The organism is Acidithiobacillus sp. AMEEHan (assembly GCF_030996345.1).
In the GTDB taxonomy this organism is placed as follows: Bacteria; Pseudomonadota; Gammaproteobacteria; order Acidithiobacillales; family Acidithiobacillaceae; genus Igneacidithiobacillus.
Window position 1 is genome coordinate 616661 of sequence record NZ_CP118747.1, and the last position, 13537, is coordinate 630197.

Here is a 13537-nt window from a genome sequence, read left to right on the forward strand (position 1 = left end):
CGGAGATTTTTCTCAAGCGCGTGCACCGTATGGGGGCGCATAACGCGGCTTTTGACCTATTATCGTGCAACACGAACCCTACTTTGGTGCACGGTCAAGGTGGGCATTTACCCTCTGTGGAAAAGAATCACTGATAAGATACACCTTCTGCTTGTCAGGCACGAAGACTCCGGGAAACGCTGCCGACCCATCATGCTGAGGCACTGATTAGGAAAATGGTAAGCACGATTGAGCCAGCGCCTTCTCTGATGAGCGATAAAACAGGACATGCGGTTTCCTGGCATGGCTCTTGCCTGTACTACTCCCCCGGGAGATCTATAGGGAGAGTATAAGATGAGCACCGCGACAACAAGCGTGAAAAGGAAATTTGGAGGTTGGGTGTCCAACCCCGTTCTTGAGGATTATTCACTTCGCTATGCGCCATCCAGCTACCGGAAATGGTCAGAGTATGCCGTGGCCATGTCGGCGCTGGGAAGTATTGCGTACATGGCGGACCTCGCAATTGGTGGGTCTCTAGCGATACAATATGGTTTCACTAATGCGTTTTGGGGGATATTGACCGCTGCAGTAATAATTTTCTTGACCGGCATCCCAATCGCTTACTACTCCTCAAAATATAACGTTGACGTCGATTTATTGACACGAGGGGCCGGATTTGGTTACTTGGGATCGACGATCACGTCGTTAATATATGCATCGTTTACATTCATATTCTTTGCTTTGGAAGGTTCCGTGATGTCCCAAGCGTTAACCATTTTTTTCGGGATACCACTAGCCCTTTCTTATGTGATAGCATCTTTAATCATCATTCCCCTGGTAGTATTTGGTATGACGGCGCTATCAGTAGTGCAAAAATGGACCAACCCTATTTGGATTGCGTTATTTATTATCCCCATCTGTGCAATCCTGATAAATGACCCGCAGGCGTTTTCAGCGTGGCTCAACTTCGGCGGACGCTCTCCTAGCGGGAGTCATTTTGATCCGCTACTTTGGGGCAGCGCAGCCGGAATTGCTCTTTCCCTAATCGCACAGATCGGCGAACAAGCCGACTACTTGCGGTTTATGCCAGAAAAACGTTCGGGCAAGAAGTGGGTATGGTGGTTTGCAGTTTTGGCGGCGGGCCCCGGCTGGGTTGTACTTGGAGCAACAAAACAATTGATGGGATCATTTCTTTCCTCCATTGCTGTTACGCATGGCGTGCCGATGGCCAACGCCAATGAACCCATTCATATGTATATAACTGGATTTAGTTATGCATTTCCTGGAATTGCCATAGTTTTGGCAGCAATATTCATCTTCATGTCCCAGATCAAGATAAACGTCACAAACGCCTACTCTGGATCATTATCGTGGTCAAACTTTTTTTCGCGGATCACCCATAAGCACCCAGGTCGAGTCATTTATATTTTCCTAAACGTTGGCATAGCATTAGCATTAATGGAGGGCAACATGTTCTCCATTCTTGGGAGCATTCTTGGTTTTTACTCTAATGTCGCTGTAGCGTGGATCGGAGCTGTGGTTGCGGATTTAGTAATTAACAAGCCACTGCTAAAAATTAGTCCTTCCTACGTTGAATTCAAAAGAGCGCATCTTTATAACATAAATCCCGTTGGCTTTGGAGCAATGATTATTGCGTCGATCGTTTCAGTAGCAGCATTCTTCGGTGCATTTGGTGCGTGGGGTGTATCCTTTAGCGCCTTTATCGCACTATTCCTGGCATTTAGTCTATCGCCATTAATCGCTATACTAACGGGAGGGAAATACTACATTGCAAGAGATTCGCACTATCACGCCGGAACGCACCATAGCGTTTTGAACTGCGTAAGTTGTGGCTTTGAATATGAGAAAGAAGATATGGCATGCTGTCCCGCGCACGACGGCCCGATCTGCTCGTTATGCTGTTCGTTAGATAGTAAATGCAACGATTTGTGTAAAGCACACGGAGAGATAAAAAACATTCCAATTAAGTGCGCATAATAGAACGACTCGTGGGTCTATTAGGCCGTCGGCCTAGAGACCCACTAGGTAATATAGTTGGATACCAACGATGCCATGTCGTGAAGGCCTTTTGACCGCAGCCCGGCAATGACACTTTTTTGATTGATTTGCGGTTGATTCTGACTCACCTTCCATTTTCCATAATACCGATTGACAACAATCTCGATTCCGACGATTACGGCTAGCATTCGCTCGATGAATTGCTCTGGAGCGTCGCTTAACCGCCAATCGGAAAAATACTTCTCTTCACTCTCGGCCGTCATGCTCTCAAGATGTGTTCTTAACCACATAGGGTCTTCGATTAGTCGAGCAGTACCAAAAGTATGAACTACGGCGAAGTCCCATGTCGGGACGACCTTGCCATCAGATATTTTGCTTTCGTACCAAGATGGCGTGATGTAAGCCTGCGGACCATGGAATATTGCTAGCACATCAACGTCAGCAGCTAATAGTTTGGTAAGAGGATTGGCGCGTGCAATATGCCCTTGTAAAAGCCCGAAACCTTCCCCAGTGTGGACCAGGTGGAGAGGAATGTGATTTACTTCAAAAGTGCTATCATCTCCCATAGCAATAAATGTGCTCAAAGGATAATCGCGAATGAGTTGGTGCAGATATTGTAGCCTCGTTTCCTCAAACTCACGTTTAATATACATTAAGCATCTCCTATGTCAGAACGCGGCGCGCGGCCCGATCTAGTTGTTCGACAAGAAATAGGCTTTCTTCGTTATTGTAGATTAATAACGGCCTAATCTTTAGGGTATTACCCATCTTTCCACTTGTACTAATCAGAACGCCAAGTTCTTTCATGGCATCAACGATACGAAGAGCTCCCTGCGCATCTGGTAGCCCATCGTCAGAGATAATATCCACCCCCACAGATAATCCGATAATACGAATATCAGAGAGATGGGGGAAACGTTTTGCAACATCTCGAAATCCAGTTTCGATGATTAGGCTCTGCTTCCGCGCATTAGACATTAACTCATTTTCTTCGATTTCATCAAGAACAGCGTGCGCCGCGGCGACAGCGACATTGTTCCCTCCAAATGTATTAAAATAACTGTCAGGTATATAATCATCCAAATAACTCTTCAACAGTAGACCCGCGGTAGGGTATCCGTTGCCCATGGGTTTACCCATGGTAATGATGTCTGGATCTGCATCATGAACTTGAAAACCCCAAAAATGTGTGCCGGAACGACCAAATCCTGGTTGAACTTCATCAGCGATGTAAATGCCACCGTATTCGTGAATCATATCAATTGCCTTGGTCAGGAATCCAAATGGCATAATTGATAAACCGTCACTCGTAAAAAACGAATCAAATATTGCGCCAGCTATACGGTGCCCGTTAGATTCACAAGCATGCAGAGCATCTTCAATTCCTAAAAGAAAATCGTTAGCACCGTCTTGGTGAGAAACGGGCGCAGGCACACGAAGCACCCTCACCCCAAGACGGTCCGCAAGACGTGAGTAGCCAGCCATCGACGTAGTCAAAGATTGCGTCATAGCAGTCAATCCATGATACGCATGGTCCGTAACGATAAAGGTATCGCCTCCGGTAAACTCCATTGCGATGCGTAGTGCAAGATCATTCGCCTCGCTACCACTACACGTGAGGATTCCTCGCCATTCCCCAATCGCATGTTTCGAAGATAACCGTTCTACGAGCCGGCAAAGTTCGTCGTTGACATAGCGCGTGTGCGTGCACAACGTCGCCGACTGCGATCCTATGGCTTCTACTACGCGTGGATTTCCGTGACCAACTGATACCACGTTATTGTATGCATCAAGATAGCGCTTCCCGTCCGCGTCAAATATCCACGGACCTGACGCAGCGCTCGGGACTAATGGTTTGTCGTAGAAGAGTTCATATTTGTGACTTAGAACTGCGCGCCTTCGGCTGACAAACTCGGGACCCGAGCCGCCTGGTATAACGTTGTAGCTATTTAATTTCAACATAAAATCCATCTCCTGTTAGTTCAATTTAGGAGTTTACCGATTCTAATTTTCTCGATCACCTCAAATGAGGCATCGAACCAATCTGGTCCCAACGAAGTTCCATAACTGCTTGACTTATGGGAATGGTACCAAGCCATCAAGTGCACACGTCTCAAACCAATGAAGTATGGTAATAGGTACAGTTCCTCGCGAGTCATTTTCCTTTCATGGCTGTACCCATCTAAAAACCGTGCAACCCATTCCTCCATGTTGGCGTAATGTTCGAGAAAGCTGACAGATGCCGCGATATCGTAAAGATGCCATGAGTAACAGCAGTCATCAAAATCAATTATGGCAATATCGTTGTCTATGACCAATATGTTGGTTGGACGCATGTCCGCGTGAATCAATCCGATATTTCTTGCCTCATCAATGTAGTCGCCGGCACGGGTTTGAAAATCTGCAAGAAAGTTGCAAATTAGTCTCTGCTCAGAAGGAGCTACACTTTTGGAGTCATACCAGCTGCCCCACACTGCATTATCACCTATGATTTGCTCAAGTCCCCAGGTTGGCCGACGTAGGGAGCGGTCTCCTAACACTCTAGCGGATATATTGTGCATATGGCCCATTAGTTCGCCCAGTCGTGCGTATATGGCGGAAAACTCATGTTCTTCGGGGTGGCGGCCATCGACCCACTTGAAAACTGTAATAAGATTCGCCACATCTCCTGGCGAACCGATAACAGAGACATACTTACCATCGTAACGGGGAAGGGGTTTGGCGGTGCGAACACCAGAATCGGAAACTACCTTGACAAACTCCAATTCTGCATGGATTTCCTCCTCGTTATGGTACCCAGGGCGCTGGACGCGCAGAGCGTAATTTCTCGAGCCACAAGATACGCGATAGGTTAGGTTTTCCGAGCTAGTGACAAAGTCAACTTTCGTTATCGTACCACTTAGCTCAGGATAGAGCGTGGATATCAGGTCAATTGAAGAAAATATAGAGTCGTATCCAGCGGACTGCTGTTTGAGGTCCATAATGTTTGATCCCAGCTACCAACACACAATTTGCTAAGCAAATAACGTGCCCGGGTAACTACCAGCGATAGTAATTCAAGGTGAAAATGGTTGACCACCTCGACATCTTACGCGCACTGCTATAGTGCGATTGTCATAGGCGTGCACTTTTCTTACGCAAAATGCACCATATACGTGCATTTAATTACGCCGATTAGGCTACAAGGGCGACGTGCGCTTGGCATGTAACATGCGTATGTTCCCGAGAAGCTGTGAAAGAGGTACGGATCATGGATCAAAGAGTGGTGTTTGTGACGGGAGGTAGTAAAGGTATCGGGTTGGGAATCGCTATGGCGTTTGCGCGAGCGGGTTATGCGGTATCAATTTGCGGTCGAAGTACAGTGGATCTGGATAATGCCGCATCCATTTTCATCGGCGAAAAGTTACCGGAGCCCCTTTGTGTCAAAGTTGATGTCTCTGATGCCAGTTCATGTCAACGCGGCATAGAAACATTGGTAAAGAAATATGGTCGGCTCGACGTTTTGTGCGCCAATGCTGGCATTTTCCCATCCGGAAGTCTTGAGCAAGAAAACCCAAAACTATTTGACCATGTTTTTTCCGTCAATGTTTTTGGAACCATTTGCTCCGTACAGGCAAGCTTGCCGGAGCTGAAAAAAAGCGCATACTGACGTATCATTGTCACCTCGTCAATTACTGGGCCTATCACTGGTTTTCCTGGTTGGTCTTATTACGGCGCCTCGAAAGCAGCACAGCTTGGTTTTGTGCGCACCGCCGCGTTGGAGCTTGCGTCCTACGGGATTACCGTAAATGCAATTCTACCCGGAAATATCTTGACTGAAGGTCTTGCACAGATGGGGTCTGACTATATATCTCTCATGGAGCAGTCGGTGCCGTTGAAGCGTTTGGGGACACCCGCAGATATCGGCGCGCTGGCGGTATTCCTGGCTAGCAGAGAAGCGGGGTTCATTACTGGGCAGGGGATTATAATCGACGGTGGGCAAACGCTGCCCGAAGCCAAACTATGACGTCGGAGGTGAAAAATGGATCGCAAAAAACTGCACTGGAAAGAAAGGCATAAATCTATTTATTACGCTGGTTCAGTCGTGCCTGACTGTAATTTGGTGATGGAGAAAACCGCGTTGCTGATAGTTGACCTTCAAAATGCTTATCTATCGCCCACATTGCTCGATGGGGATTTCTACGATCGTTTGAAGAATCGCGTCATCCCTACTGCAAAAAAGCTCCTTAATTTTTTTCGAGCGAGGTCATTGCCAGTATTCTACGCAAGAATTGCCTGTTTGACATTGGATGGACGAGATCGCTCCCTAAGTCAAAAACGCCCCGGCTTTAATGACATTATTCTTTATCATGCCAGCGTTGAATCGCAAATAGTTGAGGAGTTATCGCCTCTTCCCGGAGAAGTTGTTGTTACCAAAACAACTGATTCGGCGCTGACCGGAACCAATTTAGCGCTGATACTCAGAAATATGGCAATCGAACATGTAGTAGTTTGTGGGATATTCACTGATCAGTGTATTTCGTCAACGGTGCGCAGTCTGGCTGATGAGAGCTTTAATGTTGTGCTGATAGAGGATGGCTGCACGGCAGCAACTGAGCAATTGCATGATCACGAACTCACGGTTATCAATAACATATATTGTCAAGTTATGTATTTTGATGAATTCGAATTAGTTTTAGCCGAGCGCCATAGCTGAATATCGCAATCGCTAGGCCCTGTATTTAAATGCGCTTAAGTCCATACCTGGCGATTTCCCCATAATTAGACTAGCCGTAATCCCGCCAACTGCGGGAGCGAGACCGAATCCGTGACCAGAGAATCCACTCGCTAAGAATAGACCAGATATTGGTAGCGCAGATGTTGTCGGCAAAGAGGTCGGTGTTACGTCTATTACCCCTGACCATGCATCCGTAACTCTCGATCCGTTGAACTCCGGAAAGGCACTGACGACGTTATAAAGCGCTTTGGTTGCCATATTTCGTATTGGATCGGCGCCGTTGATTCTGACCTTTTCAAAAATGGTTATATCGTCATTTGTCCAACGTTTCCTATGCCCCATACTTTCAATGAAGTATCGACCGAGTCGGAGACGTACGTCGCCCCGTGAAGCACGTAATGCCTGCAGGAACTCCTTGGCTAGCAATAAACTATCTACAGTCACATTTGCCATATTCATATTTCTAACAGCAATACTATACCCCCCATAACGTCGTTTGCGAAACGCAAAATCGGTCCCTCCGACGGATACATCGATCGAAGTTGTCGTGGCATCGATTCGCGCGACAGTTGCAGTTACGGATAACTGCTCAAAGTTTATTCCGAGATTCCGAAGGAACATGCGCGACCACATCCCCGCGGTTACAAGCGCAGCTTCGCATCGAATGTGCCCGCGTTCGGTGACTACAGCGCTGACTTCCCCTGCCGATGTCTCAACTCCGCGCACAGCACAACGGGTTAGTAAAGATGCTCCTTTCCGTCTCGCTGCCTCCGCCACCGCCGCGGTAACGACGGAAGGCTCAGCACGCCCGTCATGGGCAGTGTACAATCCACCCAAAAAATTTTTACTAGCACCTGGCAGCATAGCTGAGACGTCTTTCGGGCCAAGCAGCTTTGTCTCCAGCCCGGCCCCCGCCACTCTCGCCAACCAGCCTTCATACTTAGCCATTTCCCTTCGAGAGGATGCTAGATAATAAATTCCGCACTCTTGATAGCCTATATCTTCGCCGATGCGCGTGGCCAATGTTCGCCACATGTCGCGGGCAATCATTGCGAGCGGTAGTTCGACAGGATCTCGGCCCTGACGGCGAACCCATCCCCAGTTTCGCGTTGATTGTTCGGCCCCTATATCCCCTTTCTCGCATAGTGCGACTCTTAGTCCCCGTTCCGTCAGCTCCAATGCGGAGGTGGCGCCTATAATTCCTCCGCCGATAATTACCACATCTACTTTTTCTGGCAGGCTCTCATCTCCAATCCCGCGTGTGCGCCAATGAGTCCTCCAACGACAATACAGCCACCCTTCATTGCCACTCCAGTCCGTGGTCCTGCATCTCGTTTTATGTGGATCAGTCCACCGAGCATCGCAGCGCCGGCCGACGTACCGGCATAGCCGCCCACGGTAACGTGGCCAGAGCTCATGCATTCACCTACACCCCAGCTGACATCTCCGGTAACCGTCACAGTCGCCCGAGTATTAAGCCCCGCACAATAATATCCGGCAGATCCTTCGATACAGAGCTCAAGATTTGGCGGCAGTCCGATACCAATATTGTGGCGCGACATCGGATTGACCAGACGTAGATATGGGTGAAAATTAGCAAGCTCCTGAATCTCTTTATTCAGTCCCTTGGTTGTCAATTCACTAGCATCTAGCGTATACAAACTGTTCATGCCACCTGTACTCCACTATCCCAGCTTGCTGTTTCCGCTGGTCCTTCATAATTGACGATTTTAATCTCGTCAGGAAAGATGCGACGCAGCGCTTGCGCCTCCGTAGCTGCGCAGAGCGTCCCATCGTCCTGTACGGTAGCTAATGGCTTGATAGCATATCTATCTTTGGCAAGACCAATGGAATTCTGATCGGAGATGAGATAGGTAAAAACACCATCAAGTTTTTCGATGGAATCAGTAAGCGCTTCCCGCATCGACTTGCCTTTGCTCATTTCATGAGACACCCACACCGCTATCAATTCAGAATCGTTTTGAGTGAGAAATCAGACGAGCTCTTATGAGCGACCTCTGAAATACATGACAGCCTCTGTTACGCCCTAGAATAGGGACCCAAGATCGTGCAGGTGCACTAGCACAGTGCATCATCAGTCTGGCAAGCCAGCCTGTTGCCACCCCTTTCCTCCTGGAAATTGGGGTACACCAAGCCTGTTGCTGCAGGCCAAGGACCCGGTCGCTATCGTAACAAGTAGGTCTATGAAGAAATTCTCCCCTCATCGGGCTAACAAAACTGTCTCGCCAATCAGGAGCGGTTCGTGCACGCCCTCGCGTAGGGACGTTCGTATACTCGCACCCCCTCAAGGACTTGCTGAGCGAAGCGGGGTTTGCCCATGCACCTGTGCCGTGCTGCAGATCTTTCGGGTCTGCCCTTCCGGCTCAGAAGCGGCATGGTATTTGCTGGGGGTGGGCGCGACGCAATCAAACACCGCCACAGGTAGGCTGGGAGTGCGTTTATCGTTTCTTTTTGTTTCGGGGAAAAGTAGATGAAACGAGAACCACTGGTGTTTGCCGGTGTTTGCGACTGGTCAGGTCTGGTCCGTGGGAAGGCTTTTCCCGTTGCTGATCTTGCGAGTCGGCTCAAAAAGGGCGTGGGATTAACGCACTCCAATATAATGATGTCGTGCTTCGGACCAATCTTTACGACCCCGTTTGGCACGGAAGGTGATCTGATAATAAGACCAGATCCCCAGGCATATGTTGAGGTCGTGTTCGAGGATGATATCACAGAACGTTTTTACCTCAGCGACATCACCAACACCGACGGCACACCATGGGATTTTTGTCCTCGAACATTTCTCAAACGGGCTCTTGACAGGCTTGAGGGGAGGTTCGGTCTGCACCTTTTGGCGAGTTTTGAGCAAGAATTCGTGCTGAGCAATGTCGAGCAGCGCCCCGGCGCGACATATGCTCTTGACGCCTTCCGGCGGCAAGGTGCGTTTGGCGAGAAATTATTGGGAGCCATGCGCCTCGCGGGCTTTGCGCCAGACAGCTTTCTGCCTGAATATGGTCCAGGACAGTATGAGGCTACGTTGCATCCTGAAGAGGGTTTGCGTTCAGCAGACGCCGCCGTGGTGTTACGTGAGATGGCACGTGCGCTTGCTTGGCGCAGTGGGGGACGGGCAATTTTCGCGCCAATGCTCACGCCGGATGGTATTGGTAATGGCACGCATATTCACATGAGTCTATGGCGTGGTGATGTACCAGTAACGCACGACCCCGCCGGGTTCTTGGGCCTTGGTCGTGAAGCATCGGCATTTTTTGCGGGTATTTTGGATCATATGAGTGCAGTCACGGCATTTACGGCTCCATCTGTGGCATCGTATTACCGTTTGACGCCAAATCGGTGGGCTCCCGTGCACGCGAATATTCGCTCGCAGGATCGCGGCGCTGCGCTCCGCGTCGCACCTATTTTTTCGACCTCCGAGGAAACGCCAGCGGCGCAGTTCAACGTCGAGTTTCGAGTCGCGGATGCTTCCGCGTCTCCCTACTTGGCCCTTGGATCGCTAGTTTGGGCTGGTCTCGAGGGCTTAGAGCGCGGCTTGTCGTTGCAGGCGTCCCCGGATGAAAGTCAAATATTGCCCCGCTCCCTGATGGATGCTACCGCTGCCTTGCAGGCTGATGCCGCCGCGTCGTCATGGTGGTCTGAAGATGCGATGAATTCTTATATTGCCTTTAAAAATGCAGAAATAGCCGCACTCGAAAACCTGGATGAAGAGGGAATATGCAAGCGTTATTCCGAAGTATATTGACTAGGTACAGTTCATGCTTTTGTCGGATGATGATTGTCCAGTGGTACGAAGAATAACTGGGACGCCGGGCTCGATGTTTGTTCTGATTGCTGACCATGCGGGCAATGCCATCCCTGCTTCGTTGGCAGGACTGGGCATCAGCGCCGAAGATAGACGTCGACACATTGCCTGGGATATTGGAATCGCCGGTGTTACCGAGAGGCTGTCCAGATTGTTGGGTGCACCGGCGTATATGCAAAATTACTCTCGCTTGGTAATTGATTGCAACCGAAATCCTTTGTGGGATAGCGCTATACCAGTTGTATCGGAGAAAACATTCATTCCAGGGAATAGCAGCCTTAGTGATATAGAAAGAGGGGAGAGATATGCGCAAATATTTTTCCCCTATCATACAGCTATCTCCATTGAGCTAGACAAGCGTATGGCCGCGCGCCAGTCAACAATTCTCGTATCTCTGCATAGCTTTACGCCACAGTATATGGGTGCTGATCGCGCCATGCATGTTTCAACGCTCTATAACAAGAATTCTCGATGTTCGAAACGGTTGGCAACTTTGCTACGCGATCAAAAGGGCTTTATCGTAGCGGAGAATGAGCCATACCGCGTGAGCGATGCCTCGGATTTTAGTATTCCCGTACATGCAGAACACCGCGGACTAGATTATGTCGCCATTGAAATTCGGCAGGATCTGTTAATGAGCGAATCCGGGCAGGAGGAGTGGGCCGTGAGATTGGCCGCACTGCTGCCATTAGTTGCTAATGATTTGAGTTGAGTAGAGGCTATATGAAAGATTTTGGCATATCGCGCGATGTCCCCATAGAAATAGAATCTACTGCACTGTTATTTGTTGATGTTCAAAAATATTCCGCTCTGGACGGTGGGGCGTATGGCGACTTGAGCATACGAGAGCGTAACGAGCTATACGGCTATTTTTTTGAAGAAATGCGCGGCCGTGCGTTGCCCAACATGAAACGACTGCTACAGTCGTGTCGCACTGCCAAAATTGAAGTGATGTATACGGTAATTGAAAGTCTGACACTGGATGGACGCGATATGGGGTTGGATTACAAAATTTCTGGATTGTTCTGCCCCAAAGGATCGCGCGATGCACAGGTACTTGATGAGATTTCCCCTTTGCAAGATGAAATCGTCATTCCAAAAACTTCATCCTCGCCGTTTATTTCTACCAATATCCACTACGTTCTTGGCAACTTGGGCGTTAAATATCTCATCGTAGCTGGTGTTCTTACCGACCAGTGTATTGATTCCACCGTGCGCGACGCCTGTGATTATGGATATCTCGTGACCCTGGTAACAGATGCGTGCGCAACACACTCGATTGAGCGTCATCAATCTTCTTTGAAAAACAATAGGGGTTACTGTCGCCAAATCACAACGGATGAGTTACTGTTGGAGATCGAGGCGGTTCGAAATAAAACGGTCGGAAATGATGACGAAAAAAAGCGCCAGTTAATAATTTTTTATGAAAGGCATCAGTTTTCTTTTTCTCCATAGATTATGATTGACAGAAAGTGAATAGGAAGCTGCAGTATGCGTTCCGGCCCGTGCGGTATGTCGCCACGAAAGGTGAGGGCATCTCCGGGCTCCAAGAGGTAGGTGTGGTTACCATGTCGATATTCTATAACGCCTTCTAGCATGTAAATGAACTCGGTGCCTGGATGCTGAAAGGTGGGAAATACCTCGGCGTCATCATCCATACTGATCAAAAATGGTTCAAAACGCTTTCCCGGTCCTTGGTCATAGGCCAATAAGTGGTAGGTATGCCCGCGTTTGGTACCGCGTCGCACCACTTCCATGCCTTCACCTTTCTTTACCATCTGTGCACTGCCTTCAGGCACGTCGTAGTTGCGAAACAGGGCGGATAGGGAGACGCCCAAGGCTTTGCAAAGACGGGATAGAGTGTCCAGGCTCATGGCGGTCTGTGCGTTTTCGATTTTCGAAAGCATGCCTTTGCTGATCCCCGTCAAATCCGCGACATCGGCGATGGTGAGGTCCTGGCGGTTCCGAAGTTCGCGGATGGTGTTTCCGATATACCTTTCGAGGTCACTGCCGAGTTCCATGCTGGCCATCGCGGGGGCTCCTTGCTGTGTTTCTGATCAGGAAATATAGTTGACATGAGATAAACAGGTCATTCATCATGCTACCACAGTCGATGATGTGCTGAGGATACGGATCCCATGCCTTTCGCGCCCCACTATACCCTGACGCTATCTTGTCCCGATCGTATTGGCATCGTCGCGCGGGTGGCGGGATTCCTTGCCGAACACGGCGGCTGGATCGTCGAAGCCAGCCACCATGCGGATCCCGTTAGCAAGCGATTTTTCCTGCGGCAGCAGATCCGGACCGATTCTCTTCCCTTCGACGTGGAGACGTTTCGCGCACGTTTTGCTGCCCTGGCGCAGGACTTTGCGATGCAGTGGTCGATTACCGATTCGCGTCTCCGAAAGCGCGTGGTGATTCTCGTTTCCCAGCAGGGACACTGCCTTTACGATCTGCTGGGCCGTTGGCGTACGGGTGAACTCGCTATCGATATTCCAGCGGTCATTTCTAACCATGAGACTTTTCGGGAATTTGTCGAGTGGCACGGGATCCCCTATCACTACCTACCCGTCACATCAACAAACAAGCGAGAGGCCTTTGCGGCCATTGCCGATCTATTCGACGAGGTTCGTGGGGATGTCATGGTTCTCGCGCGCTACATGCAGATCCTCGATGCCGAGATGTGTGCGCGATATCGCGGACGCATCATCAATATTCACCATAGTTTTCTACCGGGATTCGTCGGTACAAAACCGTATCATCAGGCGTATGCCCGCGGGGTGAAATTGGTGGGAGCGACCTGCCACTACGTTACGGAGGAGTTGGATCAGGGGCCCATCATTGAGCAAGACGTGCTGCGGGTAGATCACGGCGATACTCCGGAGGAGCTCATTCGGTCCGGGCGCGATGTAGAAAAAACCGTTCTGGCCCGGGGATTGCGCTACCACCTGGAAGATCGGGTGCTGCTCAACGGTCAGCGAACCGTAGTTTTTCGATAGGGGGAA

12 protein-coding genes and 2 pseudogenes are annotated in these 13537 nt (G+C 49.4%); 7 read left to right on the forward strand and 7 right to left on the reverse strand.

All coding sequences use genetic code 11. The annotated features are described in order from the left end of the window. Nucleotides 1-333 precede the first annotated feature (333 nt). Nucleotides 334-1977 carry a hypothetical protein gene (locus ORD17_RS03180; protein ID WP_308389452.1) on the forward strand — a complete coding sequence of 548 codons (1644 nt, stop codon included), beginning with the start codon at nt 334-336 and terminating at the stop codon, nt 1975-1977. A gap of 44 nt (nt 1978-2021) precedes the next feature. Here the strand turns inward: ORD17_RS03180 and ORD17_RS03185 are convergent, their stop codons facing one another. The 3 genes from ORD17_RS03185 to ORD17_RS03195 are packed head-to-tail and all read right to left on the reverse strand — an operon-like array spanning nt 2022 to nt 4979. Further along, complete coding sequence (locus ORD17_RS03185) at nt 2022-2651, reverse strand: FMN-binding negative transcriptional regulator (protein ID WP_308389453.1); 630 nt, start codon at nt 2649-2651, stop codon at nt 2022-2024. A gap of 10 nt (nt 2652-2661) precedes the next feature. Next, on the reverse strand, nt 2662-3960 hold the full coding sequence (locus ORD17_RS03190; RefSeq protein ID WP_308389454.1) for an aminotransferase class III-fold pyridoxal phosphate-dependent enzyme: 1299 nt from the start codon (nt 3958-3960) through the stop codon (nt 2662-2664). Between the two features lie 20 nt (nt 3961-3980). Then, nucleotides 3981-4979 carry a phosphotransferase gene (locus ORD17_RS03195; protein ID WP_308389455.1) on the reverse strand — a complete coding sequence of 333 codons (999 nt, stop codon included), beginning with the start codon at nt 4977-4979 and terminating at the stop codon, nt 3981-3983. 269 nt (nt 4980-5248) lie between these two features. Here ORD17_RS03195 and fabG point away from each other — a divergent pair. Both fabG and ORD17_RS03205 read left to right on the forward strand, forming a co-directional pair. After that, nucleotides 5249-6004 (forward strand): annotated as a pseudogene (fabG, locus tag ORD17_RS03200) (3-oxoacyl-ACP reductase FabG). 15 nt (nt 6005-6019) lie between these two features. Then, the gene (locus tag ORD17_RS03205) at nt 6020-6694 is read left to right on the forward strand and encodes an isochorismatase family cysteine hydrolase (RefSeq protein WP_308389456.1); all 675 of its coding nucleotides are present in this window, start codon (nt 6020-6022) and stop codon (nt 6692-6694) included. Nucleotides 6695-6706: 12 nt separating this feature from the next. On the opposite strand, the gene ORD17_RS03210 is transcribed toward ORD17_RS03205, so the two are convergent. From ORD17_RS03210 to ORD17_RS03220, 3 genes and pseudogenes are all read right to left on the reverse strand, one after another. Further along, nucleotides 6707-7936, reverse strand: a complete 1230-nt coding sequence (locus ORD17_RS03210; RefSeq protein ID WP_308389457.1) for an FAD-binding oxidoreductase — start codon at nt 7934-7936, stop codon at nt 6707-6709. A gap of 2 nt (nt 7937-7938) precedes the next feature. Continuing rightward, on the reverse strand, nt 7939-8385 hold the full coding sequence (locus tag ORD17_RS03215; protein ID WP_308389458.1) for a hypothetical protein: 447 nt from the start codon (nt 8383-8385) through the stop codon (nt 7939-7941). Next, nucleotides 8382-8696 (reverse strand): annotated as a pseudogene (locus tag ORD17_RS03220) (hypothetical protein); the annotation flags it as partial. The gene ORD17_RS03215 and the pseudogene ORD17_RS03220, both read right to left, overlap by 4 nt. Nucleotides 8697-9206: 510 nt before the next feature. Here ORD17_RS03220 and ORD17_RS03225 point away from each other — a divergent pair. From ORD17_RS03225 to ORD17_RS03235, 3 genes are read left to right on the forward strand one after another with little or no spacing between them, the layout of a single operon-like run. Further along, the gene (locus tag ORD17_RS03225) at nt 9207-10472 is read left to right on the forward strand and encodes a glutamine synthetase family protein (RefSeq protein ID WP_308389459.1); all 1266 of its coding nucleotides are present in this window, start codon (nt 9207-9209) and stop codon (nt 10470-10472) included. A 13-nt stretch (nt 10473-10485) separates the two neighbouring features. Further along, the gene (locus tag ORD17_RS03230) at nt 10486-11244 is read left to right on the forward strand and encodes an N-formylglutamate amidohydrolase (protein ID WP_308389460.1); all 759 of its coding nucleotides are present in this window, start codon (nt 10486-10488) and stop codon (nt 11242-11244) included. An 11-nt stretch (nt 11245-11255) separates the two neighbouring features. Beyond that, entirely contained in the window at nt 11256-11987 is a 732-nt protein-coding gene (locus ORD17_RS03235; protein ID WP_308389461.1) for an isochorismatase family cysteine hydrolase, read from the forward strand. On the opposite strand, the gene ORD17_RS03240 is transcribed toward ORD17_RS03235, so the two are convergent. Next, nucleotides 11966-12562 (reverse strand): XRE family transcriptional regulator, encoded by a 597-nt coding sequence (locus tag ORD17_RS03240; RefSeq protein WP_308389462.1) that lies wholly within the window; start codon nt 12560-12562, stop codon nt 11966-11968. The two genes, ORD17_RS03235 and ORD17_RS03240, sit on opposite strands and share 22 nt — an antisense overlap. Nucleotides 12563-12670: 108 nt before the next feature. Between ORD17_RS03240 and purU the strand changes: the two genes are divergently transcribed. Next, nucleotides 12671-13531, forward strand: a complete 861-nt coding sequence (gene purU / locus ORD17_RS03245; RefSeq protein ID WP_308389463.1) for a formyltetrahydrofolate deformylase — start codon at nt 12671-12673, stop codon at nt 13529-13531. The last annotated feature ends 6 nt before the right edge of the window (nt 13532-13537 follow it).